General features: G+C 69.4%; 22 protein-coding genes and 1 riboswitch. Of the genes, 17 read left to right on the top strand and 5 right to left on the bottom strand.

Annotated elements, in window-relative coordinates; all coding sequences use genetic code 11:
* Positions 1-64: 64 nt before the first annotated feature.
* The 5 genes from ACZ7LS_RS01165 (at position 65) to ACZ7LS_RS01145 (ending at position 6,651) form a co-directional block, all read left to right on the top strand.
* Positions 65-832 (top strand): PspA/IM30 family protein, encoded by a 768-nt coding sequence (locus ACZ7LS_RS01165; protein ID WP_129769806.1) that lies wholly within the window; start codon positions 65-67, stop codon positions 830-832.
* Positions 833-841: 9 nt separating this feature from the next.
* The gene (gene pspAA / locus ACZ7LS_RS01160) at positions 842-1,123 is read left to right on the top strand and encodes a PspA-associated protein PspAA (protein ID WP_382528670.1); all 282 of its coding nucleotides are present in this window, start codon (positions 842-844) and stop codon (positions 1,121-1,123) included.
* Positions 1,124-1,369: 246 nt separating this feature from the next.
* On the top strand, positions 1,370-2,611 hold the full coding sequence (locus ACZ7LS_RS01155; protein ID WP_382528667.1) for a sensor histidine kinase: 1,242 nt from the start codon (positions 1,370-1,372) through the stop codon (positions 2,609-2,611).
* The gene (locus ACZ7LS_RS01150; protein WP_382528664.1) at positions 2,608-3,294 is read left to right on the top strand and encodes a response regulator; all 687 of its coding nucleotides are present in this window, start codon (positions 2,608-2,610) and stop codon (positions 3,292-3,294) included. The genes ACZ7LS_RS01155 and ACZ7LS_RS01150 overlap by 4 nt, the downstream gene beginning before the upstream one ends.
* A gap of 192 nt (positions 3,295-3,486) precedes the next feature.
* Positions 3,487-6,651 carry an efflux RND transporter permease subunit gene (locus ACZ7LS_RS01145; RefSeq protein ID WP_385135074.1) on the top strand — a complete coding sequence of 1,055 codons (3,165 nt, stop codon included), beginning with the start codon at positions 3,487-3,489 and terminating at the stop codon, positions 6,649-6,651.
* 134 nt (positions 6,652-6,785) lie between these two features.
* Here the strand turns inward: ACZ7LS_RS01145 and ACZ7LS_RS01140 are convergent, their stop codons facing one another.
* Complete coding sequence (locus tag ACZ7LS_RS01140) at positions 6,786-7,988, bottom strand: multidrug effflux MFS transporter (RefSeq protein ID WP_385135075.1); 1,203 nt, start codon at positions 7,986-7,988, stop codon at positions 6,786-6,788.
* Positions 7,989-8,331: 343 nt separating this feature from the next.
* Here ACZ7LS_RS01140 and ACZ7LS_RS01135 point away from each other — a divergent pair, with 343 nt between their 5' ends.
* Complete coding sequence (locus tag ACZ7LS_RS01135; protein WP_385135077.1) at positions 8,332-8,841, top strand: hypothetical protein; 510 nt, start codon at positions 8,332-8,334, stop codon at positions 8,839-8,841.
* Between the two features lie 526 nt (positions 8,842-9,367).
* Here the strand turns inward: ACZ7LS_RS01135 and nadA are convergent.
* The gene (gene nadA / locus ACZ7LS_RS01130) at positions 9,368-10,555 is read right to left on the bottom strand and encodes a quinolinate synthase NadA (protein WP_382664040.1); all 1,188 of its coding nucleotides are present in this window, start codon (positions 10,553-10,555) and stop codon (positions 9,368-9,370) included.
* 278 nt (positions 10,556-10,833) lie between these two features.
* Here nadA and ACZ7LS_RS01125 point away from each other — a divergent pair, with 278 nt between their 5' ends.
* On the top strand, positions 10,834-11,190 hold the full coding sequence (locus tag ACZ7LS_RS01125; protein WP_329826308.1) for a HesB/IscA family protein: 357 nt from the start codon (positions 10,834-10,836) through the stop codon (positions 11,188-11,190).
* A 120-nt stretch (positions 11,191-11,310) separates the two neighbouring features.
* Here the strand turns inward: ACZ7LS_RS01125 and ACZ7LS_RS01120 are convergent, their stop codons facing one another.
* Positions 11,311-12,849, bottom strand: a complete 1,539-nt coding sequence (locus ACZ7LS_RS01120) for a flagellar basal body-associated FliL family protein (protein ID WP_385135079.1) — start codon at positions 12,847-12,849, stop codon at positions 11,311-11,313.
* A gap of 257 nt (positions 12,850-13,106) precedes the next feature.
* On the opposite strand from ACZ7LS_RS01120, the gene ACZ7LS_RS01115 reads away from it, so the two are divergent.
* The gene (locus tag ACZ7LS_RS01115; protein ID WP_385135081.1) at positions 13,107-14,084 is read left to right on the top strand and encodes a carbohydrate kinase family protein; all 978 of its coding nucleotides are present in this window, start codon (positions 13,107-13,109) and stop codon (positions 14,082-14,084) included.
* Positions 14,085-14,098: 14 nt separating this feature from the next.
* Here the strand turns inward: ACZ7LS_RS01115 and ACZ7LS_RS01110 are convergent, their stop codons facing one another.
* Complete coding sequence (locus ACZ7LS_RS01110; protein ID WP_385135083.1) at positions 14,099-15,484, bottom strand: cysteine desulfurase/sulfurtransferase TusA family protein; 1,386 nt, start codon at positions 15,482-15,484, stop codon at positions 14,099-14,101.
* A 326-nt stretch (positions 15,485-15,810) separates the two neighbouring features.
* Here ACZ7LS_RS01110 and ctaC point away from each other — a divergent pair, with 326 nt between their 5' ends.
* The 4 genes from ctaC to ACZ7LS_RS01090 all read left to right on the top strand — a co-directional run bounded on the left by ctaC (position 15,811) and on the right by ACZ7LS_RS01090 (position 20,265).
* Positions 15,811-16,773, top strand: coding sequence for an aa3-type cytochrome oxidase subunit II (gene ctaC, locus ACZ7LS_RS01105; protein ID WP_382879340.1), 963 nt, complete (start codon positions 15,811-15,813; stop codon positions 16,771-16,773).
* On the top strand, positions 16,770-18,509 hold the full coding sequence (gene ctaD / locus ACZ7LS_RS01100) for an aa3-type cytochrome oxidase subunit I (RefSeq protein WP_382528635.1): 1,740 nt from the start codon (positions 16,770-16,772) through the stop codon (positions 18,507-18,509). The genes ctaC and ctaD overlap by 4 nt, the downstream gene beginning before the upstream one ends.
* The gene (locus ACZ7LS_RS01095; protein WP_382528633.1) at positions 18,506-18,904 is read left to right on the top strand and encodes a cytochrome c oxidase subunit 4; all 399 of its coding nucleotides are present in this window, start codon (positions 18,506-18,508) and stop codon (positions 18,902-18,904) included. Before ctaD ends, ACZ7LS_RS01095 begins: the two co-directional genes overlap by 4 nt.
* Before the next feature lie 107 nt (positions 18,905-19,011).
* Entirely contained in the window at positions 19,012-20,265 is a 1,254-nt protein-coding gene (locus tag ACZ7LS_RS01090; protein ID WP_382528630.1) for a L,D-transpeptidase, read from the top strand.
* Positions 20,266-20,408: 143 nt separating this feature from the next.
* Here the strand turns inward: ACZ7LS_RS01090 and ACZ7LS_RS01085 are convergent, their stop codons facing one another.
* Positions 20,409-20,810 (bottom strand): hypothetical protein, encoded by a 402-nt coding sequence (locus ACZ7LS_RS01085; protein WP_382528627.1) that lies wholly within the window; start codon positions 20,808-20,810, stop codon positions 20,409-20,411.
* 197 nt (positions 20,811-21,007) lie between these two features.
* Between ACZ7LS_RS01085 and ctaE the strand changes: the two genes are divergently transcribed.
* The 5 genes from ctaE (at position 21,008) to trpD (ending at position 26,438) form a co-directional block, all read left to right on the top strand.
* Positions 21,008-21,628, top strand: a complete 621-nt coding sequence (gene ctaE, locus ACZ7LS_RS01080; RefSeq protein ID WP_129769788.1) for an aa3-type cytochrome oxidase subunit III — start codon at positions 21,008-21,010, stop codon at positions 21,626-21,628.
* Between the two features lie 70 nt (positions 21,629-21,698).
* Positions 21,699-22,508 (top strand): cytochrome bc1 complex diheme cytochrome c subunit, encoded by an 810-nt coding sequence (gene qcrC / locus ACZ7LS_RS01075; RefSeq protein ID WP_382528624.1) that lies wholly within the window; start codon positions 21,699-21,701, stop codon positions 22,506-22,508.
* Entirely contained in the window at positions 22,505-23,557 is a 1,053-nt protein-coding gene (gene qcrA / locus ACZ7LS_RS01070; protein WP_382664014.1) for a cytochrome bc1 complex Rieske iron-sulfur subunit, read from the top strand. Before qcrC ends, qcrA begins: the two co-directional genes overlap by 4 nt.
* Positions 23,554-25,179: a cytochrome bc1 complex cytochrome b subunit gene (qcrB, locus tag ACZ7LS_RS01065; protein ID WP_382528618.1), complete on the top strand. Its 1,626-nt coding sequence runs from the start codon at positions 23,554-23,556 to the stop codon at positions 25,177-25,179. The genes qcrA and qcrB overlap by 4 nt, the downstream gene beginning before the upstream one ends.
* 194 nt (positions 25,180-25,373) lie before the next feature.
* The gene (gene trpD / locus ACZ7LS_RS01060) at positions 25,374-26,438 is read left to right on the top strand and encodes an anthranilate phosphoribosyltransferase (RefSeq protein ID WP_382528616.1); all 1,065 of its coding nucleotides are present in this window, start codon (positions 25,374-25,376) and stop codon (positions 26,436-26,438) included.
* Positions 26,439-26,539: 101 nt separating this feature from the next.
* Positions 26,540-26,657: riboswitch (SAM riboswitch) on the top strand.
* The last annotated feature ends 79 nt before the right edge of the window (positions 26,658-26,736 follow it).

Here is a 26,736-nt window from a genome sequence, read left to right as displayed (position 1 = left end):
TTCTGTTGGAGTGCTGGAGCTGTAGTCCGTCAGAAGGGGGCGCGCGAAGCCCATGAGCGGTGTCATGAAGCGTATGGGGATGATCTTCCGCGCGAAAGCCAACAAGGCCCTTGACCGGGCCGAGGATCCGCGCGAGACCCTCGACTACTCGTACCAGAAGCAGCTGGAGCTGCTGCAGAAGGTACGCCGCGGGGTCGCCGATGTGGCGACGTCGCGCAAGCGGCTGGAGTTGCAGCTGAACCAGCTGCAGGGCCAGTCGTCGAAGCTGGAGGACCAGGGCCGCAAGGCGCTGGCGCTCGGCCGGGAGGACCTGGCGCGCGAGGCGCTCTCGCGCCGTGCCTCGCTCCAGCAGCAGGTCACCGACCTGGAGACGCAGCACCAGACGCTGCAGGGCGAGGAGGAGAAGCTCACGCTCGCCGCGCAGCGCCTCCAGGCCAAGGTCGACGCCTTCCGTACGAAGAAGGAGACCATCAAGGCCACCTACACCGCGGCACAGGCGCAGACCCGGATCGGGGAGGCCTTCTCGGGCATCTCCGAGGAGATGGGTGACGTCGGCATGGCGATCCAGCGCGCGGAGGACAAGACCGCGCAGCTGCAGGCGCGCGCCGGCGCGATCGACGAGCTGCTGGCCTCCGGCGCCCTGGACGACCAGTCCGGGATGGCGAAGGACGACATCGCCGCCGAGCTGGACCGTATCTCCGGTGGTACGGACGTCGAGCTGGAGCTCCAGCGCATGAAGGCGGAGCTCGCGGGTGGCTCGGCCCCGAAGCAGGCGATCGAGGGCGGCACCCAGGACGCCCCGCCGACCTCGAACAAATTCGACAAGCAGTAGGGATTCGTCATGATCGTACGGATCATGGGGGAGGGTCAGGTGAAGCTGGCGGACAGCCACTTCACCGAACTCGACAAGCTGGACGACGAACTGCTGGCCGAGATCAGGAACGGCGACGAGGACGGCTTCCGCCGTACGTTCCACGCCCTCCTGGACAAGGTGCGTGAGCTCGGCGAGCCGCTGCCCGCCGACTCCCTGGAGCCGTCCGAACTGATCCTGCCCGCTCCCGGCGCGACCCTGGAAGAGGTCCGCGAGATGCTGAACGACGACGGCCTGATCCCCTCGGCCTGACCGGCTTCTCCCGCACTCCAGCACTCCCGTGTGCCCCGTGTCCCCGGCTCCGGCCGGCGGCGCGGGGCACACGTGTGTACGGCGGCGCGCGGCACGTCCGTGCGGCGGCGCGGGGCACACGTGTGTACGGCCCGCCGTGCGGCCCGCGTCCGGGGGTGCCGTCCGGGGCGCGGTCCTGGGCGCGGTGGTCACGCGCGTGAGTGCCGCCGCCCGTACCCCGTACCGTTGCAGCGTGACCCCTTCCGGATGCCCGACGTGACCTCCCTCGGAACCCCGCTCGTCCGTGCGCGGAGCTGGGTGCGCGCGCATCCGCTCGCGTCCGACGGCGTGCTGGCCGCAGCCGTCCTCGCCGGCATGGTGCTCGGATCGTTCGCCGAGAAGCACACCGGCCCCGCCGGCCCCACCTTCGGCACCCGCACCCCCGAGCCGGTCAGCGTCCTGCTCATGGTGCTCGGCGCGGGAGCGCTCGTCTTCCGGCGCCGCGCGCCCATGCCCGTGCTGCTGTGCACCGGCGGGCTGACCCTCGTCGACCTCCTCGCGGGCCACCCGCCCGCCCCCGTGGTGTTCAGCGCCGTCATCGCGCTCTACACCGTCGGCGCCCACACCGACCGGCCCACCACCTGGCGGGTCGGCCTCGTGACCATGGCCGTCCTCACCGCCGTCGCGATGCTGCTGAGCCCCGACCCCTGGTACGCCCAGCAGAATCTGTCGATATTCGCCTGGACCGGCATGGCGAGCGCCGCGGGGGACGCCGTCCGCAGCCGCCGCGGCTTCATCGACGCCATGCGCGAACGCGCGGAACGCGCCGAACGCACCCGTGAGGAGGAGGCGCGCCGCCGGGTCGCCGAGGAGCGGCTGCGCATCGCCCGCGATCTGCACGATGTGGTCGCCCACCACATCGCCCTGGTCAATGTGCAGGCCGGTGTCGCCTCGCATGTCATGGACAAGCGCCCCGACCAGGCCAAGGAGGCCCTCGCCCACGTACGGGAGGCCAGCCGCTCCGCGCTCGACGAACTGCGCGCCACCGTCGGGCTGCTGCGCCAGTCCGGCGACCCGGCGGCCCCCACGGAACCGGCCCCCGGCCTCGCCCAGATCGACAGGCTCCTCGACACCTTCCGCAACGCGGGCCTGCCCGTCGAGTTCGCGGCGAACGGAGCGGGCGCCCCGGAGAGCCCCCTCCCCGCCGCCGTCGACCTCGCCGCGTACCGGATCATCCAGGAGGCCCTGACCAACGTACGCAAACACGCGGGGCAGGCGGCGAAGGCCGAGGTCAGCGTCGTACGCGTGGGCGCCACCATCGAGATCACCGTGCTGGACGACGGCCGGGGCACGGGCGAGCCCGCGGACGGCGGAGGCCACGGCCTCATCGGCATGCGCGAGCGCGTCAACGCCCTCGGCGGCGCCCTCACCGCGGGGCCCCGCTACGGCGGCGGCTTCCGCACCCAGGCGATACTGCCGGTCATGAACCGCACGGGGGAGAACGTATGACGATCCGGGTCCTGCTGGCCGACGACCAGACGCTGCTGCGCAGCGCGTTCCGGGTACTGGTGGACTCCGAGCCGGACATGGAGGTCGTCGCGGAGGCCGCCGACGGCGCGCAGGCCGTGGCCCTCGCCCGCTCCACCCGGCCCGATGTCGTCCTGATGGACATCAGGATGCCCGGCACGGACGGTCTCGCCGCCACCCGCATGATCAGCGCGGAGCCGGATCTCGCCGCGGTGCATGTCGTCATGCTGACCACCTTCGAGGTCGACGAATACGTGGTGCAGTCGCTGCGCGCCGGCGCCTCCGGCTTCCTCGGCAAGGGCGCGGAGCCGGAGGAACTGCTCAACGCCATCCGGATCGCGGCGGCGGGCGAGGCGCTGCTGTCGCCCGCCGCGACGAAGGGCCTGATCGCCACCTTCCTCGCGCAGGGCGCGGGTTCGGGCGAGGGCGCGGACCCGGTGGTCAGTCCCGAGCGGCTGGACGCGCTCACCGTGCGCGAGCGCGAGGTGCTGGTGCTGGTCGCGGGGGGCCACTCCAATGACGAGATCGCGGAGCGCCTTCAGGTCAGTCCGCTGACGGTCAAGACCCATGTGAACCGCGCGATGGCCAAGCTAGGGGCTCGTGACAGGGCCCAATTGGTAGTAATCGCCTACGAATCGGGCCTGGTACGCCCAAGGGTGGAGTAGCACACCTCTCGCGTGTACTCCAAGCGCGGTACAAGCCGGATAAGGAACTCGACCTGCGGTCTACACATCGGCCCCCGCCGATGGCCGATCGTATAGAGGGGCCGTCGTGCCCATCCGTGGAGGCGCCGCAGGCCCTCCGTGGCAGAGCCGCCGTGTCCACCTGCCGCGCACACCACAGAAGAGAGACACCCAATGTCCTGGCTGTCAAGATTCAGCCTCGCGCAACGGGCCCTGATAGGGCTGATGTCGATCATCGCGATCGTCTTCGGAGCCATCGCGATACCGCAGCTCAAGCAGCAGCTCCTGCCCTCCATCGAACTCCCCATGGTGTCGGTGATCGCCCCCTACCAGGGTGCCTCCCCCGATGTGGTCGAGAAGCAGGTCGTCGAACCGCTCGAAAACTCCATCAAGACGGTCGACGGCATCAGCGGCGTCACCTCCACGGCCAGCGAGGGCAGCGCCGTCGTCCTGGCCAGCTTCGACTTCGGGGACGCGGGCACCAAGCAGCTCGTCGCGGACGTCCAGCAGGCCGTCAACCGCGTGCGCTCCCAGCTCCCCGCCGACGTCGACCCGCAGGTCGTGGCCGGCTCGACGGACGACCTCCCGACCGTCGTCCTCGCCGTCACCTCCGACAAGGACCAGCAGGCGCTGGCCGATCAGCTGGACCGTACGGTCGTCCCCGCCCTGGAGGACATCTCCGGCGTCGCGCAGGTCACCGTCGACGGTGTCCGCGACCTCCAGGTCGCCGTCACCCCCGACGACAAGAAGCTCGCCGCCGCGGGCCTCAACACCCTGGCGCTCTCCGAGGCGCTGAAGGCCGGCGGTGCCACCTTCCCCGCCGGTTCGTTCTCCGAGGACGGCAAGAGCCGTACGGTCCAGGTCGGCGGCGGGTTCACCTCGCTGAAGCAGATCGAGGACCTGCGGGTGCTGCCCCAGGCGGCCGCGGGCGGCGTTCCGGGCGGTTCCGCGGGAGCTCCCTCCCCGGTACGCCTCGGTGACATCGCCACCGTCGAGCAGAAGCCGGCCGCCGCGACCTCGCTGACCCGTACGGACGGCAAGCCCAGCCTCGCCGTCTCGGCCACCATGGACAAGGACGGCAGCGCCGTCGCCGTCTCGGACGCGGTCAAGGACAAGCTGCCCGACCTCCGCAAGGACCTCGGCTCCGGCTCCACCCTCACCGTCGTCAGCGACCAGGGCCCGGCCGTCTCCAAGTCGATCTCCGGACTGACCACCGAGGGCGCGCTCGGTCTCGTCTTCGCAGTGATCGTGATCCTGGTCTTCCTGGCCTCGCTCCGCTCCACCATCGTCACCGCCGTCTCCATCCCGCTCTCCATCGTCCTGGCGCTGATCGTGCTGTGGACGCGCGACCTGTCGCTCAACGTGCTCACCCTCGGCGCGCTGACCATCGCCATCGGCCGCGTCGTCGACGACTCGATCGTCGTCCTGGAGAACATCAAGCGGCACCTGGCCTACGGCGAGGAGCGCGAGGGCGCCATCCTCACCGCGGTCAAGGAGGTCGCGGGAGCGGTCACCGCCTCCACGCTCACCACCGTCGCGGTGTTCCTGCCGATCGGTCTGACCGGCGGCATGGTCGGCGAGCTGTTCGGCTCGTTCTCGCTGACGGTCACGGCGGCGCTGCTCGCGTCCCTGCTCGTCTCGCTGACCGTCGTACCGGTGCTCTCGTACTGGTTCCTGCGCGCGCCGAAGGCCGCCGCCGGGGTCAGCCCCGAGGAGGCCCGCCGCCTGGCCGAGGAGAAGGAGGACCGCAGCAGGCTCCAGCGGCTGTACGTACCGGTGCTGCGCTTCGCGACCCGCCGCCGCATCACCAGCGTGGTCATCGCGATCGTCGTCCTGCTCGGTACGTTCGGCATGGCGCCGCTGCTCAAGACCAACTTCTTCGACCAGGGCGAGCAGGAGGTCCTCTCCATCAAGCAGGAGCTGGCCCCGGGCACCAGCCTGGAGTCGGCCGACGCCTCCGCGAAGAAGGTCGAGAAGGTCCTCTCCGGCATCGAGGAGATCAAGGACTACCAGGTCACCGTCGGCTCCTCCGGCTTCATGGCGGCCTTCGGCGGCGGTACGGGCGCCAACCAGGCGACGTACCAGGTGACCCTGAAGGACTCCGCGACCTACGAGAAGACGCAGGACCGCATCGAGAAGGAGCTGGCCGGGGTCGACGGCATCGGCGAGACGACGATCGGCGCGGGGGGCGGCTTCGGCAGCCAGGACCTGAGCGTCGTGGTCAAGGCGTCCGAGGCGGACACCCTCCGCAAGGCCGCGGACCAGGTCCAGGCCGCCGTCGCGAAGCTCGACGACGTCACCGACGTACAGAGCGACCTGTCGCAGTCCGTCCCGCGCATTTCCGTCAAGGCCAACTCCAAGGCCGCCGCGGCCGGGTTCAACGACACCACACTCGGTCTCGCGGTCGGCCAGGCGGTACGCGGCACCACCTCGGGCAAGGCGGTCCTGGACGACACCGAGCGGGATGTCGTCGTCACATCGGCCAAGCCGGCCAAGACGATCTCCGAGCTGAAGAACCTGCCCCTGGGCCCGGTGAAGCTCGGTCAGATCGCGGACGTGAAGCTCGTCCCCGGCCCGGTCTCGATGACCCGCATCGACGGCTCGCGGGCCGCGACGATCACGGCCCGGCCGACCGGTGACAACACCGGCGCGGTCAGCGTCTCGCTCCAGTCGGAGATCGACGCCCTGGATCTGCCGGCGGGCGCGACCGCGACCATCGGCGGTGTCTCGCAGGACCAGGACGACGCCTTCGGACAGCTGGCTCTCGCCATGCTGGCGGCCATCGCGATCGTCTTCATGGTCCTGGTCGCGACCTTCCGCTCGCTGATCCAGCCGCTGATCCTGCTGGTCTCCGTCCCCTTCGCGGCCACCGGCGCGATCGGCCTGCTGCTCCTGACCGGTACGGCGATGGGCGTCCCGGCGATGATCGGCATGCTGATGCTGATCGGCATCGTGGTGACCAACGCGATCGTGCTGATCGACCTGATCAACCAGTACCGGTCGCAGGGTCTCGGCGTGGTGGAAGCCATCATCGAGGGTGGCCGTCACCGGCTCCGCCCGATCCTGATGACGGCGCTGGCGACGATCTTCGCGCTGCTCCCGATGGCGCTGGGTGTCACCGGCGAGGGCGGGTTCATCGGGCAGCCGCTGGCGGTCGTGGTGATCGGCGGCCTGCTGTCGTCGACCCTGCTGACGCTGCTGCTCGTGCCGACGCTGTACGCGATGGTGGAGCTGCGGAAGGAACGCCGCGCGAAGAAGAAGGCGGCGAAGCGGCACGCCAAGCGCAACGACACCCCGGCCCCGGAGTCGCAGCGCGAACCGGAACCGGCGAATGTCTGAGGTTCCGACGTACTGGCGTACTGAGGCACTGAGGTACTGACCGGGGATGCCCCGGGGTGGCCGCGAGGATCGGGCCGCCCCGGGGCATCGCTGTGTGAGCCGATGGCTCGTAGGGGAACCAGCGGACTAGGGGACTAGGGGGACTGTCGCGCGGCCGGGACCCGCGCCGCCGCCCGCCCCGCCCATCCCGCCGCCGTCACCGCCCCCGCGCCGCACACCGTCATCACCGTGAACAGCGGCACGGCCGTGTCCGCTCCGCCGAGCCCCGCCAGCGGCGCCACCACCGCCCCCAGCGCGCTCTGCGCCGTACCGAGCAGCGCCGAGCCCGTACCCGCCGCGCCCGGGACCCGGGCGAGCGCCAGGGACGTCGCGTTCGTGAGGACCAGGCCCAGGCCGCCGCACACCACCGCCATGGAGACCAGACAGCCGGCCACCGTCAGTCCCCCTGCCACGGCGGCGGCGAGGAGCGACACGGTGCCGGCGAGCACGGTGCGCACCCCCGTACGCAACAGCCGCTCCGGGGCGACCCGGCCCGCCGGCCGCGCGCTCACCGCCCCGGCCAGCGCGGTGCACACGGCGCCGCCCGCGAACGTCACGGACGAGACGCCGACGCCCAGCCCCAGCACGTTCTGCAGCAGGAACGGCGACCCGGCGATGTAGCAGAACAGCGTGCCGAAGGCGAAGGTGTACGCGAGGGTGTAGCCGGCGTACGCGCCGTCGCCCGCGACCGCCCGTACCGTACGGAGCAGCTCCCCGCCGCCGCCCGTCCGCCGCCGCGACGGCGGCAGGCTTTCCGGTACGGCCACCACCACGGCCGCCGTGACCAGCAGCGCGACCCCGGCGAGCAGCCAGAACACACCCCGCCAACCGGCCGCCCCGAGCACGGCACCGCCCGCGAGCGGCGCGAGCACGGGCGCCGTGCCGGACAGGGTCATCAGGATCCCGAACAGCCGGGCCGCCGCGGCCCCCCGGGCGACGTCCGTGACGACCGCCCGTCCGATCACGACCCCGGCGGCCCCGCTGAACCCGGCCACGAATCGCAGCACGACAAGCCACCCGAGCCCCGGCGCGACCGCGCACAACGCACTGGCCCCGGCACACACGACAGCCCCGCCGAGCAGCGGCCCCCGCCGCCCGTACCGGTCCGAGAGCGGCCCGAAGACAAGATGGCCGGCCGTCATCCCGGCCAGGAACGAGGTCAGCGTCAGCTGCACCCCGGACGCGTCGGTCCCCAGCTCGGCGGTCATCCGGGGAAAGGCGGGCAGATACATGTCGGTCGACAACGGACCGACGAAACAGAGCAGTACGAGCGCGACGGTGAGCGGGGTGCGGGGCATGGGGCGGCAACCTCTTCGTCCGGTACGGAGGAGACGGTGAATCGACCGGGAACACAAGGGGATTGCTGGAGCGGGACGAGCGGGACGGCATCCGAAGAAACGCGACGGCTCCATGAACCGCCCCTCGGGCGGAGCACGGCGCGACGGCCGTGCTCGAAACGCCTGGGCGGCTGACGAACGTAAGAGACGGTAGACGACACCAGGGACGCCCCGCAATCAAGCGGAACGCCCCTGAGCCTGGCCGGCGGGGACTGCGTCGGCCAGGCATTACGGCAGCGTCGGCAACCAGCCGGCGCGTCGCCGCGTCGCAAGACGGATCGCCTTCAAGCGCATCCTCAAGGAGATGGCGGAGGCGGCCGTCGCGGAGATTGTCGCGACGCTCACCCAGCCCGCGGTGGCCGCCATCGAGAACGTCGTCGCAGACCTGGCGATCCAGACGGCACTGAATGTCACGGGTGTACAGGACGGCTATCGCACCGATCAGACCGTCAAAGCCGGCGTGGAGGGACTGAGGCTCAACTCAGCAGACGGCCCGACCGGCCCGGTCCCTGGCGGCGACCTGGAAATCGACCATGACGCGCACGGCAGTACTGGCATGCACCTGGCCAATGTCCAGGTCTCCATGCGGGGCAAGACGAAAGCCAAGATCGGTAAAGCCAAAGGGGCCCACGGCCGGGCGAGGGGAAAGGACTCTCTCACGGCTGACGGAGGGGTACGCTCCGCACCGGATCGCGCCTCGGCGATGGGCGTGGGCGGCGCCGCATGCGTCCGAGGAGCCCCTGGGCAACGCGGTCCGCACCGCTCTGGTGGCGGTGTACGTCCTGCATCACAGGAAGGTATTCAGCGCCCGTGAGCTACGCCTGACGATCACGACGCTGCGTGGCATCGGCCAGGAGACCTTGGACCGTCTCGTTGCCCTGCCTCGTGGCTCCCTTCAGGACAGCGCCGTGCCGCTCGTGGCGCGGATGCGTGCGCTGATGGCCGCGGAGGGGGTCATCCCGCAGGGAGCCGAGCTCAAGATCACTGTGGCCGCGCCGGAGGGAACGCGATCCCCGGGGGCTTCCGTGAGCTGTGCGGTGCGCGTGGGGCACTCGGCCACCGAGCCTGCTGAAGCGGAGCTTTCGCTCTCGGCGGGCGCCGGTGCGGTGGTCGGCCGTCCATGGGCCGCCGTCCGCGGGTGCGCGGAGGACCTGGCCCGTTACGGCCGTGCCCGGGGGCGGAGCGACCAGGTGCCCGTTTTCCCTGCCTCGACGGGTCCGCCGTTCTGACTCGGAACCCTGATCATGCGACGCCCGAGTCCCCGACCGGTCGGCACCGGTCGGGGACTCACCCGAGCTGACGTCGGCCTCGCGCCGGGCCGGGCAGCGGCCCCGGCGGGGCTACGGCAGTGCCAGCATCCGTTCCAGCGCCAGCTGTGCGAAGTCCGCCGTCTCCTTGTCGACCTGGATGCGGTTGACCTCGTTGCCCTCGGCCAGTGACTCCAGCGTCCACACCAGGTGCGGCAGATCGATGCGGTTCATCGTCGAGCAGAAGCAGACCGTGCGATCGAGGAACACGATCTCCTTGTCCTCGGAGGCGAAACGGTTCGCCAGTCGCTGTACGAGATTCAGCTCCGTGCCGATCGCCCACTTCGAGCCGGGCGGGGCCGCCTCCAGCGCCTTGATGATGTACTCCGTCGAGCCGACGTAGTCCGCCGCCGCCACGACCTCGTGCTTGCACTCCGGGTGCACCAGCACGTTCACGCCCGGGATCCGCTCCCGTACGTCGCGGACGGAGTCCAGTGAGAAGCGTCCGTGCACCGAGCAGTGGCCGCGCCACAGGATCATCTTCGCGTCGCGCAGTTCCTGTTCCGTGAGGCCGCCGTTCGGCTTGTGCGGGTTGTACAGGACGCAGTCCTCCAGCGACATCCCCAGATCCCGCACCGCGGTGTTGCGTCCCAGGTGCTGGTCGGGCAGGAAGAGCACCTTGTCGCCCTGCTCGAAGGCCCAGTTCAGGGCCCGTTCGGCGTTGGAGGACGTACAGATCGTGCCGCCGTGCTTGCCGGTGAAGGCCTTGATGTCGGCCGAGGAGTTCATGTACGAGACGGGGACGACCCGCTCGGCTATGCCGGCCTCGGTCAGTACGTCCCAGCACTCCGCGACCTGTTCGGCGGTGGCCATGTCGGCCATGGAGCAGCCCGCGGCCAGGTCGGGCAGGACGACCTTCTGGTCGTCGCCGGTCAGAATGTCCGCGGACTCCGCCATGAAGTGCACGCCGCAGAAGACGATGTACTCGGCGTCGGGCCGCGCCGCCGCGTCCCTGGCCAGCTTGAAGGAGTCGCCGGTGACATCCGCGAACTGGATGACCTCGTCACGCTGGTAGTGGTGGCCGAGGACGAAGACCTTGTCCCCGAGCTTCTCCTTCGCCGCGCGGGCGCGCTCCACCAGGTCCGGGTCGGACGGGGAGGGCAGGTCGCCCGGACACTCCACGCCACGCTCGCTGCGCGGGTCGGCCTCGCGGCCGAGCAGCAGCAGGGCGAGGGGCGTCGGCTGGACGGCGAGATCCTGACGGGGTTGGGCGGTGGTCACGTCACGCACCCTTTCTTCTCTGCAGACGAGCCTTTTCGTCTAATTGACGCTATCTATCATAACCGGTTCACGTCACTTTGACGATGGCGATAGTGTCGATGTGACGCATTCCCCGGGCGGAGCCCTGCCGAGGCCCCCGAGGAACGCCCGCTGCCGCATCGCGAGCCGGTGTGCGAGCATGAAGACGGGAAACGACACGCGCCAGGGCCCGGAATGAATCCGCGGCCGAGCCGGTTGCACTGTCGGCAAGCAGTCCGTACAACCCGGGAGAGAAGCAGATGTCCGTATCGGACGAGACCACCACCGTGAGCGACGGCATCCTCCTGTCCGACGCCGCCGCGGGCAAGGTCAAGGCCCTGCTGGACCAGGAAGGCCGGGACGACCTCGCACTGCGCGTCGCCGTACAGCCCGGTGGCTGCTCCGGCCTCCGTTACCAGCTGTTCTTCGACGAGCGCTCGCTCGACGGCGATGTCGTCAAGGACTTCGACGGCGTCAAGGTCGTCACCGACCGGATGAGCGCCCCGTACCTGGGCGGCGCCTCCATCGACTTCGTCGACACCATCGAGAAGCAGGGCTTCACGATCGACAACCCGAACGCGACGGGCTCTTGCGCCTGCGGGGACTCCTTCAGCTAGACCGCGGTACAGCCCGTACGGCACGTGCGGCACGTACAGCACGCGAACGAGAGGCGGCGCCCCCGGAACCCGCCGGGGCCGCCGCCTCTCGTTCGCGCGTGTCAGCTGTCAGGGCCCGTCTCAGGACTTCAGTGGCAGCGGGCCGCCCGTCGTCGCCTCCACCACCCGCCGGTCGCCCAGCGGCCTGTCCAGCGTCACCTTCGCCGTCTGGGCCTTGGCCATCGCCACACAGACCGTCCCCGGCTCCGGGCTCGACTCGGTCAGCCTCACCTTCACCGCCGTGCCGCTCTCGTCCGCCGTCGCCGTGTACGTACCGCACACACCGCCCATGAAGTGCAGCGTCAGCGTCCGTCCCGCGGTGCTGTACGAGGTGACCCGCTCACCCGGCGTCCCCTCGTCCGGCCGCGGCCGGACGGGCGCCGGCTTCGTGCTCGGCTTCGCCAGGAACTCCGGCGCGATCGCGGGCTGCGTGACCGTGTACGGCATGGCGGCCCCGCCCGGTACCACCTCGAACAGCCAGGACGGTACGAGAGCCCCGCGCCCCTCCACGGACAGCATCGCCAGCCCGAAGACCGCCTTCTCGACCACCATCGGCTCCGGCGCGGGCGCGTTCCCCGGCGTGCACGGAGCCGACGGCTTCCCGCCCTCGGACGGCTTCCCGCCCTCCGATGTCTTCCCGCCCTCCGGCGACGTCCCGCCCTCCAGCGGCGCCGGGGTCGCGCAGCCGCCGATGCGGCCACGGCCGGTGGTGTCGCCCGACGCGTTCAGCTCCTTCAGCGCCTCGGCCGCGCTGATCACCGGATACGAGTCGCTCTGCTCGGGCGCCTTCAACTGGCCGGTGCCGCCCGTCACTTGCCCGTCGGCGCCCACCTGGATCCCGGTGGACCAGCCATAGGTGGGCAGCCCGCCGACCACCGGGTCCGCGTTCACCACCCGGATCGCGCCCATCCGCTGGCGGGCGTCCAGCGCGGCCTTGTCCTGGCCCAGCGCCTTCAGCACCGGAGCCGCCGCCCGCTTCGCCGCCGCCTCGCTCACGGCGTCACCCCCGGCCGCGTCACTCCAGGCCGTGCTCCCGGAGCCGCCGCCTCCGCTCGGGCAGCTCTTCCCTTTGAGGCAGTTGTCACCGCCCGCGGGACCGTACCGGTCGAAGGTCCAGGTGCCCGGCGCCTGCTTGGCGACACGGAGCAGCGGACCCGAACCGTCCTTCTCCGTGCCGACCTTCCAGGCCGTCCCGTCCGAGCGCGGCGCGCCCGGCACGCCCAGCGCCTCCGCCAGCCGGGCCACGTCCGCCGACGCGACCTCGCCGTTCGTACGGTAGACACGGGCCGTCGCGGGGCCGTCGGGCAGCGAGCCCTTCGCGCGGTAGGTGACCCCGCCGGGATCCGGCTCGCCCGGCGCGATGCCGGGCGGCTCGGAGGAGCCGGAGCCGGATCCCGGACCGGACGCGTTCGCCGCGTTGTCGAGGGCCAGCGGCGGCGGGCCGCCGCTCCCCGCCGTGCCGTCGCCGGAGGCGCTCGTGGCGAAGTACGCGCCACCGCCCCCGGCGATCAGTACCGCCGCCGCCACCGTGGTGACGGCGAGCGGGGAACGCCGCCGGCGCGGGCGTCCGGCGTCGCCGTCGCCCGCTGTGTTCTCCTGAGGCCGCTTCGTGCTGGTCACCGCTGCGCTCCTTCGACTGTGGGCCGTTCCCGGTTCTCCCCTGACGCCGGTGGGACGGAGCGGGGGAGCGTGCGGTTCCACGGAGTACGCCGACCGGGTGCTCAGGGCGGGCCACCCGGTTCGGCTCAACCGCACCGTATGCCCGCCCGGTTCGCGAAGAAAGCTCCGCTATGGGGTATTTCATGAGCTTAGGAACGCTGCCGCCGACCCGATAGCGTGAACTGTCAACCGTTCTCCTCATCAGGAGCGTTCACGCCGTGCGAATCGCAGTCACCGGCTCCATCGCCACCGACCATCTGATGACCTTCCCGGGCCGCTTCGCCGACCAGCTGGTCGCCGAGCAGCTCCACACGGTCTCCCTCTCCTTCCTGGTCGACAACCTCGATGTGCGCAGGGGTGGTGTCGGAGCGAACATCTGCTTCGGCATGGGCCAGCTGGGCACCGCTCCCATCCTGGTCGGCGCGGCCGGATCGGACTTCGACGAGTACCGCGCCTGGCTGGACCGCCACGGGGTCGACACCGCGTCGGTCCGTATCTCCGAGGTCCTGCACACGGCCCGCTTCGTCTGCACGACGGACGCCGACCACAACCAGATCGGCTCCTTCTACACGGGCGCGATGAGCGAGGCCCGGCTGATCGAGCTGAAGAAGGTCGCGGACCGCGTCGGCGGCCTGGACCTGGTGCTGATCGGCGCGGACGACCCCGAGGGCATGCTCCGCCACACCGAGGAGTGCCGTACGCGCGGAATCCCGTTCGCCGCGGACTTCTCGCAGCAGATCGCGCGCATGGGCTCGGACGAGATCCGCACCCTGCTCGACGGCGCCACGTACCTCTTCTCGAACGAGTACGAGAAGGGGCTCATCGAGTCCAAGACCGGCTGGTCCGACACCGAGATCCTCTCCCGGGTCGGCCACCGTGTCACGACGCTGGGCAAGAACGGCGTCCGTATCGACCGCGTGGGCGAGGAGCCGATCATCGTCGGCTGTCCCGAGGAGGAGACCAAGGCCGACCCGACGGGCGTCGGCGACGCCTTCCGCGCCGGATTCCTCTCGGGACTCTCCTGGGGCGTCGGCCTGGAGCGCGCGGCCCAGGTCGGCTGCATGCTCGCCACCCTCGTCATCGAGACCGTCGGCACCCAGGAGTACACCCTGCGCCGGACCCACTTCATGGAGCGCTTCACCAAGGCGTACGGCCATGACGCCGCCGCCGAGGTCCAGGCGCACCTGGCCGCCTGACGTACGGCCGAGAGCTACGACAGCCGGCGGACCACATACGCGACACCGTGGTCCGCCGGCCGCTCGCCCACGTACTCCTGGCCGCGCATCTCGCACCACGCCGGGATGTCCAGCCGCGCCGCCTCGTCGTCCGAGAGCACCGTCACCGTCCCGCCCACCGGCACGTCGCCGAAGACCTTCGCCAGCTCGATCACCGGGACCGGACACCGCTTGCCGAGCGCGTCCACCACGAGTGACGGCGCCGAGCCCGCGGAGCCGGCGGCCGCGTCCGGCGCGCCGAGCCGCTCGCGCACGCCGGACACCACCGAGGGCAGCACGGCAAGGAACCGGTCCACGTCCGCCTCCGGAGTGCCGAGAGGCAGCGAGATCCGGACATTCCCCTCCGACAGCACGCCCATCGCCCGCAGCACATGGCTCGGCGTGAGCGTGCTGCTCGTACAGGACGATCCGGACGAGACGGAGAATTCCGCCCGGTCCAGCTCGTGCAGCAGCGCCTCTCCGTCGACATAGAGACAGGAGAAGGTGACGAGATGGGGGAGCCGGCGATCCGGATCGCCCACCACCTCCACATCGGGCACCAGCTCAGGCACCCGCGCCCTGATCCGGTCCACCAGCGCCCGCAGCCGCACCGCCTCGTCCGCCGCCTCCGCGCGCACCGCCCGCAGGGAGGCCGCCGCGGCCACGATCGCCGGAATGTTCTGGAACCCGGGAGCGCGCCCCGACTCCCGCTCGTCGGCCGGGCCTTGCGGGGCGAACCGGACGCCCTTGCGTACGGCGAGCAGCCCGACGCCCGGCGGGCCGCCCCACTTGTGCGCGCTCCCCGTCAGCAGCGACCACGCGCCCTCCACCGGGCCCCAGCCCAGCGACTGCGCCGCGTCCACCAGCAGCGGTACGCCCCGGCTGCGGCACGCCTCGGCGACGGCCGCCACCGGCTGCTCCGTACCCACCTCGTGGTTGGCCGACTGGAGGCAGGCCAGCGCCGTGTCCTCGCGCAGCGCCCCGGCGTACGCGTCAGGCGACACCGCGCCGAGCCGGTCCACCGGCACCTCGGTCACCACGCCGCCGGTCGCCGCCTCATGGGCCGCGGCCGCGTGGAGCACCGAGGAGTGCTCCACCGCGGACACCACCGCGTGCCGCCCGATACGCCGGCGTCCCGCGAGCGCTCCCGACATTCCGGAATGCACCGCATACGTCCCCGAAGGAGTGAAAACGAGTTCGTCGGGGCGGCAGCCGACGGCCTCGGCGGCGGCCTCGCGCGCCGCGTCCAGCAGCAGTACGGCCCGCCGGCCCTCGCGGTAGAGCCGGGCGGGGTCGGCCCAGCCCTCGTCCAGGGAAGCCTGGAGAGCCTGGCGGGCGACAGGGTGCAGCGGGGCGGAGGAAGCGACGTCGAAGTAGGCCACGCCCCACGCTAACGCGCGTACCCGGACGTGCCGGTTCCGCGTACCCGGACGTCCTGGTTCCGTGCTCCGGGCGTGCCTGTTCCATGGGTCCGGAGGGGGCGTCAGAAGCGCCCCGGAAGCGGTGCTTCCAGGGTCTCGTGGCCGGTGATCCCACCCCTTCGGGGAGTCGGGCGGCGCGTTGGGCACCCTCCCCGCACGGCCCTAAATCGCGTCCAGTAGGGTTTGGTCCGCATAAACATCCAAACCCCTGCCCGCGTCAGGGTCGGCGACCGACCAGGAGACGGCCGCAGCCGGCCGCGCGGGCGAGACTCTCGGGAAGGCGCTACGTGAGTCCCAACGGCTCCGACCGCTCGTCGCGGCGCCCGATGCGGCGGAAGCTGCCGCAGGTGCTGACTGCGGGCCTGATCCTCGCGACCGCCACCGGTTGCACATACAAGGACTTCCCCCGCCTTGGAATGCCCACCCCAGTGACGGAGGAGGCTCCCCGGATCCTCTCCCTCTGGCAGGGCTCGTGGGCGGCAGCGCTCATCACGGGCATCCTGGTATGGGGTCTGATCCTGTGGAGCATCATCTTCCACCGGCGCAGCCGCACCAAGGTGGAAGTCCCTCCGCAGACCCGGTACAACATGCCCATCGAGGCGCTGTACACCGTGGTCCCGCTCATCATCGTCTCGGTGCTGTTCTACTTCACCGCCCGGGACGAGTCGAAGCTTCTCTCGCTCTCCGAGAAGCCGACCCACACGGTGAACGTGGTCGGCTACCAGTGGAGCTGGGGCTTCAACTACATCGAGAACGTGGACGGCAACGACTCCACGGGCAATGAGCTCCCCCCGGAGCTCGACGCCATCCCGAGCCGGTTCACGGAGCAGTTCCCCAAGGGTGCCGAGGGCGTCTACGACGCCGGTGTCCCAGGCCAGCGCAACCCCCAGAACGGCAACCCGGGGCCGACCCTGTGGCTGCCCAAGGGGGAGAAGGTCCGGTTCATCCTGACATCGCGTGATGTCATTCACGACTTCTGGGTGGTGCCGTTCCTGATGAAGCAGGACGTCATCCCGGGGCACACCAACGCCTTCGAGGTGACCCCGAACCAGGAGGGCACCTTCATGGGCAAGTGCGCCGAACTCTGCGGCGTCGACCACTCGCGGATGCTCTTCAACGTCAAGGTGGTCTCCCCGGAGCGCTACCAGCAGCACCTGGAAGAGCTGGCCAAGAAGGGTCAGAACGGCTACATCCCGTCGGGCATCGCGCAGACGGATCCGGCCAGGAATGCGGAGACGAACCAACTGTGAGCATCCTCAACGAACCCCAGGGTGCCGCCGCAGCAGCGGACGACTCGTATGAGAACGAGCTGCCGGTACGGCGCAAACAGCCGGGCAATGTCGTCGTGAAGTGGCTGACCACCACAGATCACAAGACGATCGGCACGATGTACCTGGTCACGTCGTTCGCGTTCTTCTGCATCGGCGGTCTGATGGCGCTCTTCATGCGCGCCGAACTGGCCCGTCCCGGTACGCAGATCATGTCGAACGAGCAGTTCAACCAGGCGTTCACGATGCACGGCACGATCATGCTGCTGATGTTCGCGACGCCGCTGTTCGCCGGATTCGCGAACTGGATCATGCCGTTGCAGATCGGCGCGCCCGATGTGGCGTTCCCGCGGCTGAACATGTTCGCGTACTGGCTCTACCTCTTCGGCTCGATCATCGCCGTGAGCGGTTTCATCACCCCCCAGGGTGCGGCCGACTTCGGCTGGTTCGCGTACTCGCCGCTGTCGGACGCGGTGCGTTCGCCGGGTATCGGCGCGGACCTGTGGATCATGGGTCTGGCCTTCTCCGGCTTCGGCACGATCCTCGGCTCGGTCAACTTCATCACCACGATCATCTGCATGCGCGCTCCCGGCATGACGATGTTCCGGATGCCGATCTTCACCTGGAACGTGCTGCTGACCGGTGTGCTGGTCCTGCTGGCCTTCCCGGTGCTGGCCGCCGCGCTCTTCGCGCTGGAGGCGGACCGCAAGTTCGGTGCGCACATCTTCGACTCCGCCAACGGTGGAGCGTTGCTGTGGCAGCACTTGTTCTGGTTCTTCGGGCATCCAGAGGTGTACATCATCGCCTTGCCGTTCTTCGGCATCGTCTCCGAAGTGATCCCGGTCTTCTCGCGCAAGCCGATGTTCGGTTACATCGGTCTGGTGGCGGCGACGATCGCGATCGCGGGCCTGTCGGTGACGGTGTGGGCGCACCATATGTACGTGACCGGCGGTGTGCTGCTGCCGTTCTTCTCGTTCATGACCTTCCTGATCGCGGTGCCCACCGGGGTGAAGTTCTTCAACTGGATCGGCACGATGTGGAAGGGCTCACTGTCCTTCGAGACGCCGATGCTGTGGACGATCGGATTCCTGATCACCTTCGTGTTCGGTGGTCTGACCGGTGTGATCCTGGCGTCCCCGCCGATGGACTTCCATGTGTCCGACTCCTACTTCGTGGTGGCGCACTTCCACTACGTGGTGTTCGGCACGGTGGTGTTCGCGATGTTCGCCGGATTCCACTTCTGGTGGCCGAAGTTCACCGGCAAGATGCTGGACGAGCGGCTCGGCAAGATCACCTTCTGGACGCTGTTCATCGGCTTCCACGGCACCTTCCTCGTGCAGCACTGGCTGGGCGCCGAGGGCATGCCGCGCCGTTACGCGGACTATCTCGCCGCCGACGGTTTCACCGCGCTGAACACCATCTCCACGATCAGCTCGTTCGTTCTCGGTCTCTCCGTCCTGCCGTTCTTCTACAACGTCTGGAAGACGGCCAAGTACGGCAAGAAGATCGAGGTCGACGACCCGTGGGGCTATGGCCGTTCACTCGAATGGGCGACTTCCTGCCCGCCGCCGCGGCACAACTTCGTCACGCTGCCGCGGATCCGTTCCGAATCGCCGGCGTTCGATCTGCACCACCCCGAGATCGCCGCGCTGGAACACCTTGAGCTCGACGGCCCGCAGGACACCGCCCTCGTGGGTGGCAAGGAGGTCGGCAAGTGAAGATCCAAGGCAGGCTGTTCATCTGGCTGAGCGTCTTCATCCTGGCCACCGCCGTCGTCTACGGCGTCTGGTCGAAGGAGCCGGTCGGTACGACGGCGCTGTTCCTCGCCTTCGGCCTGAGCGTCATGATCGGCTTCTATCTGGCCTTCACGGCTCGCCGGATGGACGCCCTGGCCCAGGACAACAAGGAAGCCGACGTCGCGGACGAGGCCGGCGAGGTGGGGTTCTTCGCCCCGCACAGCTGGCAGCCCTTCTCGCTCGCCGTCGGTGGCGCGCTGGCCTTCCTGGGTGTGGCGATCGGCTGGTGGCTGCTGTACTTCTCGCTGCCCCTGATCCTGGTCGGCCTCTGGGGCTGGGTCTTCGAGTTCTACCGGGGCGAGAGCCAGAACCAGTAGCACACTGAGTGAAACCGGGGCCCGAGCATTCCCATTCGGAGTGCTCGGGCCCCCCGTTTGCCTCTCTCGCCGTGCGGAAAAGCCGCGGGCGTTCCTATCTTGTGATCATGAACCACAAGCCACGCTTGCGCACCGTGCTGAGCTGCACCCTGCTGGTCGTGTCCCTCTGGGCGAGCGCGACCGCGTGCGGCAGCGGTGACGAGAAGCACCCGCTCTCCGCGAAGCCGGCCGACGCCACGGGCAAGGTCTCCTTCAGCATGTCCGCGGGCAAGACCAAGGCCGACCCGGACAAGCCCCTCGAAGTCACCTCGACGGGGGCCGACGGCAAGATCACCGACGTCACCGCCGTCGACAAGACGGGCCACTACCTGGCCGGCGAGCTCGCCGCCGACGGCACACGCTGGCACTCCACGGCGCCCCTGGCCGCCGGCAGCCGCTACACCGTCAAGGTGTCCACGGAGAGCAAGAAGGGCGCCCCCGGTCTGCGGACCCTCACCTTCGACACCCGCCCCGCCAAGAAGAAGCTCACCGTCGAGTTCGGACCGGACTCGGGCGAGTACGGGGTCGGCCAGCCCATCACCGCCACGCTCAGCGAGCCGGTCACCTCCAAGAAGGCCAGGGACGTCATCGAGCGCTCCCTGAAGGTCCGCTCCCAGCCCGCCGCGGAGGGCGGCGCCTGGCACTGGGTGGACGAGACCGAACTGCACTACCGCCCCAAGGACTACTGGCCCGCCAACGGGACCGTCACCGCGTCGAGCACGCTCGAAGGAGTGAAGATCAGCAACAAGCTGTACGGCGGCGCGGTCAAGCCGATCAAGATGAAGACCGGCGACCGGGTCGAGGCCATCGTCGACGCCAGCGCGCACTACATGACGGTCTACGTCAACGGGGAAGAGATCAACAGCATCCCGGTGACCACCGGAAAGCCGGGCTTCTCGACGCGCAACGGCATCAAGGTCGTCCTGGGCCAGGAGTACTTCGTCCGGATGCGCGGCACCAGCGTCGGCATCGGCGGCGGCGAGGGCTACGACCTGCCCGTCTACTGGGCCACCCGTGTCACCTGGAGCGGGGAGTACGTACACGCCGCGCCGTGGTCCGTGGGCTCGCAGGGTGTGGCGAACGTCAGCCACGGCTGCGTGGGCATGTCCACCGGCAACGCCGCCTGGTTCTTCGAGACCGTCCAGGAGGGCGACATCGTCCAGGTCATCAACAGCGCCGGGGACTACATGGAGGACTTCGGCAACGGCTACGGAGACTGGAACGTGGACTGGGAGGACTGGCGCGAGGGCAGCGTCCTCCAGGCCGGGACGAGGGAGGGCAGCAGCCCCGCCGACAAGGCGAGGCTCCGTCCCGTCGTCTGAGTCCCGGGAACGGGACGCGAACCGTGTGGGCCGAGAAGGGCCGTGGACGTCCGAGTGCGGGCGTCCACGGCCCTCAGACGTTGTCCGCGAGCGTTCCGGGCCCGGTCCGGTCGGTCCGGTCGTCCGGTCCTCCGGGGCGGCGCTCAGGCGTCCACGGAGAGCCTGGCGCGCAGCAGAGAGGCCAGGGACTCGGCGAAGCCGACCGGTTCGACCGGAAGGGTCACCGCGGCGTCCGCACGGCTCCAGGTGGCCAGCCAGGCGTCCTGCGGGCGGCCGATCAGCAGCAGCACGGGCGGGCAGTCGAAGATCTCGTCCTTGATCTGCCGGCAGACGCCCATGCCGCCCGCGGGGACCGTCTCGCCGTCCAGCACACAGACATCGATGCCGCCCCGGTCCAGATGCTTGAGCACCGCGGGGAGGGTGGCGCACTCCAGGAACTCGACCGGCGGTACGTCGGCGGCCGGCCGGCGCCCCGCTGCCAGCCGGACCTGCTCGCGGGTGTTCGCGTCGTCGCTGTAGACCAGCACCGTGGCGGTCGGCTGCATTGTTCCTCCGTGACATCAGTGTCTGCGAGGGCTTCAGGGCGTCATTGCCATGAACCGATGCCGCGGATGCTACTCCGTCGGACACCATGTCAGCACGGGTAATGACGCCCCTTCGCCGGGCCGTTCGAGCTGGGCACATCGCATGGACACACCGAACGGCACCCCCCGGGGTCAGCGCGGGATAAGCGACCGACATAATGTCGGTCGTGGCGACAGCAACGACAGTAGAAACCGGGCACGCGCACCCGTCGGTCAATCGGCCGAACCTCACCAGCGTCGGAACCATCATTTGGCTGAGTTCCGAGCTGATGTTCTTCGCGGCCCTCTTCGCGATGTACTTCACCCTGCGATCGGTGATGGGAGCGGAGTACTGGAGCGAAATGGCCCATGCCTTGAACGTCCCGTTCTCGGCTGCCAACACCACGATCCTGGTGCTCTCCTCGCTCACCTGCCAGCTCGGCGTCTTCGCCGCCGAGCGGGGCGACGTGAAGAAGCTCCGCACCTGGTTCGTGGTGACCTTCGTGATGGGTGCGATCTTCATCGGCGGTCAGGTCTTCGAGTACACCGAGCTGGTCAAGAAGGACGGCATCTCGCTGTCCTCGGACCCGTACGGCTCGGTGTTCTATCTGACCACCGGCTTCCACGGTCTGCACGTGACGGGGGGTCTGATCGCGTTCCTGTTCGTCCTGGGCAGGACGTACGCGGCCAAGAGATTCACCCACGAGCAGGCAACCGCCGCCATCGTCGTGTCCTATTACTGGCACTTCGTCGATGTCGTCTGGATCGGCCTTTTCGCCACGATCTACTTGATCAAGTAGCCGGGCACCGCGCCCGAGCGCACACAGTCCAGAAGCACCGACGCAGAAGATCCTGACACCGGGGTAATCCGTGAAAAAGCTCTCCGCACGACGACGCCATCCGCTGGCGGCGGTCGTCGTCCTACTCCTCGCGCTGGCGGCCACCGGGGGGCTGTACACCGCGTTCGCCCCCGCGGGCAAGGCGCAGGCTGACGAAACCGCCCAGTCCCTCGCCATCGAGGAGGGCAAGAAGCTCTACTCCGTCGGCTGCGCCAGCTGCCACGGAACCGGCGGTCAGGGAACCTCTGACGGCCCGAGCCTGGTCGGCGTCGGCTCCGCCGCCGTGGACTTCCAGGTCGGCACCGGCCGTATGCCGGCCATGGCGCCCGGCGCGCAGGTGCCGAAGAAGAAGGTCATCTACTCGCAGAAGGAGATCGACCAGCTCGCCGCGTATGTCGCGTCCCTCGGCGCCGGCCCGATCATCCCGAGCGCGAAGCAGTACAGCCCCTCCGGTGCGGACATCGCCAACGGTGGCGAGCTGTTCCGTACCAACTGCACCCAGTGCCACAACTTCACCGGTGAGGGTGGGGCGCTGACACACGGCAAGACCGCGCCGTCGCTTGAAGGCGTGGATCCGAAGCACATCTACGAGGCCATGCAGACCGGCCCGCAGAACATGCCGTCCTTCCCCGACTCCACGATGCCGGAGCAGGAGAAGAGGGACATCATCGCCTACGTCAAGGCGGTGAACGGGGAGGAGTCCTCAAGTCCCGGCGGTCTGAGTCTGGGCGGCCTCGGCCCCGTCAGCGAAGGGCTTTTCGCCTGGATCTTCGGTCTGGGCGCTTTGATCGCAGTTGCCGTCTGGGTCGCGGCCCACACCGCTAAGGCCAAGAAGTCATGAGTAGCCAAGAAGAGATTCCAGAGAACCTGCCGAGCGAGCAGGGGGCCGCGGGCACCGCGGTGGAGCGTACGGACGACCCGTTCGCCGACCCGGGACTGCCGGACCACCGGCCGCGGGTGCAGGACATCGACGAGCGGGCGGCCAAGCGGTCCGAGCGCGCGATCGCCTTCCTGTTCCTGCTGTCGATGATCGCGACGGTGGCCTTCATCGCCTCGTACGTGGCGTTCCCGGTCAACAAGATCGTCTACATCTTCCCGTTCGGCCACATCAGCATCCTGAACTTCTCGCTGGGCCTGACCCTGGGCATCGCGCTCTTCTGCATCGGCGCCGGCGCGGTCCACTGGGCCCGCACGCTGATGTCGGACGTGGAGATGGCCGACGAGCGCCATCCGATCGAGGCGACGCCCGAGGTCAAGGCGAAGGTCCTGGAGGACTTCGCGGTCGGCGCGGCGGAGTCCGGCTTCGGCAGGCGCAAGCTGATCCGCAACACCATGTTCGGCGCGATGGCGCTGGTGCCGCTCTCCGGCGTGGTGCTCCTGCGCGACCTGGGCCCGCTGCCCGAGAAGAAGCTCCGCTCCACGCTGTGGCGCAAGGGCAAAGAGCTCATCAACATGAACACCAATGAGCCGCTGCGCCCCGAGGACATCGTCGTGGGCTCGCTGACCTTCGCCATGCCCGAGGGTCTCGACGAGCACAGCGAGGACTTCCAGAAGCAGATCGCCAAGGCGGCTCTGATGATCGTCCGGATCCAGCCGGACGAGATCAAGGACAAGCGCGAGCTCGAATGGTCCCACCAGGGGATCGTGGCGTACTCGAAGATCTGTACCCATGTCGGCTGCCCGATCAGCCTGTACGAGCAGCAGACGCACCACGTGCTCTGCCCGTGCCACCAGTCCACCTTCGACCTCTCCGACGGCGCCCGCGTCATCTTCGGCCCGGCCGGTCACGCCCTTCCGCAGCTGCGTATCGGTGTGAACGCTGAGGGCAACCTCGAAGCGCTCGGCGACTTCGACGAGCCCGTCGGCCCTGCCTTCTGGGAGCGCGGATGAGTACCGCTGACGACAAGAACCGCAAGGCGCCCGCCGGTGAGCGGGTCGCCGACTGGGCGGACGGCAGGCTGGGCATCTACGGCCTGGCCAAGGCCAACATGCGGAAGATCTTCCCGGACCACTGGTCCTTCATGCTCGGCGAGATCTGCCTCTACAGCTTCATCATCATCATCCTCACGGGTGTGTATCTGACGCTGTTCTTCCACCCGTCGATGAACGAGGTGGAGTACCACGGCAGCTACGTCCCGCTCCAGGGCGTGATGATGTCGGAGGCGTTCGCCTCCACGATGGACATCAGCTTCGACGTCCGCGGCGGACTGCTGATCCGGCAGATCCACCACTGGGCCGCGCTGATCTTCCTCGCGGCCATGCTGGTCCACATGATGCGTGTCTTCTTCACGGGCGCGTTCCGCAAGCCGCGCGAGGTCAACTGGCTGTTCGGCTTCCTGCTGTTCGTCCTGGGCATGTTCACCGGGTTCACCGGTTACTCGCTCCCGGACGACCTGCTGTCCGGCACCGGTGTCCGGTTCATGCAGGGCGCGGTCCTGTCGGTGCCGGTCGTCGGAACGTATCTGTCGATGTTCCTGTTCGGCGGGGAGTTCCCCGGCGGCGACTTCGTGGCCCGGTTCTACTCGGTCCACATCCTGTTGCTGCCAGGCATCATGCTCGGCCTGGTGGTGGCCCACCTGATCCTGGTCTTCTACCACAAGCACACGCAGTTCGCGGGCCCCGGCCGTACGAACAAGAACGTCGTGGGCATGCCGCTGCTGCCGGTCTACATGGCGAAGGCCGGAGGCTTCTTCTTCCTGGTCTTCGGTGTGATCGCGATCGTCTCCGCGATCGCCACGATCAACCCGATCTGGGCTCTCGGTCCGTACCGTCCCGACCAGGTGTCCACCGGCGCCCAGCCCGACTGGTACATGGGCTTCTCCGAGGGACTCATCCGTGTGATGCCCGGCTGGGAGATCAACTTCGCCGGACACACCCTCGCCCTGGGTGTCTTCATCCCGCTGGTGATCTTCCCGCTGGTGCTGGTCGCGATCGCGGTCTACCCGTTCATCGAGTCCTGGGTCACCCGTGACAACCGCGAGCACCACATCCTGGACCGCCCGCGCAACGCACCGACCCGTACGGCCTTCGGTGTGGCCTGGCTGACCTGGTACTTCATCCTGCTGGTGGGTGGCGGTAACGACCTGTGGGCGACGCACTTCCATCTGTCGATCAACGCGATCACCTGGTTCGTCCGGATCGCCTTCTTCGCCGGACCGGTCATCGCCTTCATCGTCACCAAGCGGATCTGCCTGGGTCTCCAGCGGCGCGACGCCGAGAAGGTGCTGCACGGACGCGAGTCCGGTGTCATCAAGCGGCTGCCGCACGGTGAGTTCATCGAGGTCCACACCCCGCTGGAGCAGGGAGACCTGCACAAGCTCACCGCGCACGAGCAGTACAAGCCGGCCGAGATCGGCCCCACGGTCGACGAGAACGGCGTGGAGCGCAAGGTGAGCCCCGGCGAGAAGCTCCGCACGAAGCTGAGCAAGGGCTACTACGGCGAGGGCAACCAGATTCCCAAGCCCACCGCCGAGGAGTACAAGGAGATCACCAGCGGCCACGGCCACCACTGATCCCGCCCGGCCTCACCAGGTCGCCACCACCGAGGGCCCCGGCCCGGTCTTCCGCGAGGGAACCGGCCGGGGCCCTCGGCGTACGCCCTGTTCCGGAGTACGGGCATCCGCCCTGCGCGCCGGTACGCGCCGATAGGCTGGCCACAGGCCGCACACACGGCCCACGCATTGGACCCGGACACCCAGGAGCGAGCATGAGCGCTGTGACCCCCGTCGGAGGCGACACCACGGCGGCCCGCACCTGGCCCCGCGTACTGGACGCGCTGCTGAGCGGCGCCGACCAGAGCGCGGACGCCACCGCCTGGGCGATGGACCGGATCATGCGCGGCGAGGCCACCGATGCCCAGATCGCCGGCTTCGTCGTCGCGCTGCGGGCCAAGGGCGAGACGGTCGCGGAGATCAGCGGCCTCGTCCGCGCGATGTACGCGCACGCCAACCTCATCGAGGTGCCCGGCAGGACCGTCGACATCGTCGGCACCGGCGGCGACGGCGCCAAGACCGTCAATATCTCGACCATGTCCTCGATCGTGGTCGCCGGCACCGGCGCGAAGGTCGTCAAGCACGGCAACCGCGCCGCGTCCTCGGCGAGCGGAGCCTCCGACGTACTGGAGAAGCTCGGCGTCAACCTGGAACTGACCCCGCAGCGGGTCGCCGAGGTCGCCGAGGAAGCGGGCATCACCTTCTGCTTCGCCGTGAAGTTCCACCCCGCCCTGCGTCATGTGGCCGCCGCGCGAGGCGAGTTGGGCATCCGCACCACCTTCAACTTCCTGGGCCCGCTGACCAACCCGGCGAGGGTCCGCGCGCAGGCGACGGGTGTCGCCGACGCCCGGATGGCGCCGATCATCGCGGGCGTACTGGCCGAGCGCGGCTCCTCCGCGCTGGTCTTCCGCGGCGACGACGGCCTCGACGAGCTGACCACCACCGCGACATCACGGGTATGGGTCGTCCGGGACGGCAAGGTCTCCGAGGAGGCCTTCGACCCGCGGGACGTGGGCCTCGAACTGGTGCCCGTGGAGGCGCTGCGCGGCGCGGACGCCTCCTACAACGCGGACGTCGCGCGGCGGCTGCTGGCGGGGGAGACGGGGCCGGTGCGGGACGCGGTGCTGCTGAACTCGGCGGCGGCGCTGGTGGCGCTGGATCCGACGGGGGAGTCGCTGGAGGCGCAGCTGTCGGCGGGAATGGAGAAGGCGGCGGAGTCGATCGACTCGGGCGAAGCGGGCCGGGCTCTCGCCCGCTGGATCGCCGCGTCGCAGTCGTAGGACCGGTAGGTGGGGGCCGTGCGCCGGCCGCCTTCGGCGCCCCGGCAGGAAGCCCGGCCCCCATCTACCGTCCGGCACCCGTATGGCATAATCTTCGGCAAGGTCATGAGTGACAGCGATTAAGGCCCCGGCTCGCTGTCCGGCAACCCTCCGTCCGTGGCGGGGTGCCCCGGGTGAAGACCAGGCCGTGGGCAGCGAGGTCCGCGGCAAGCGCGGACCCCTGCCACCTTTGGGGTCCTGGTCCTCAAGGGAGCAGTCTCGTGAGCAAGCGAATGCGTTAGGGCGATCACGCCCCCTC

It is taken from the genome of Streptomyces sp. NPDC039430 (genome assembly GCF_055639435.1).
The sequence above is the reverse complement of the archived record's forward strand: the minus strand, read 5'-3'. Positions and strand labels throughout refer to the sequence as shown.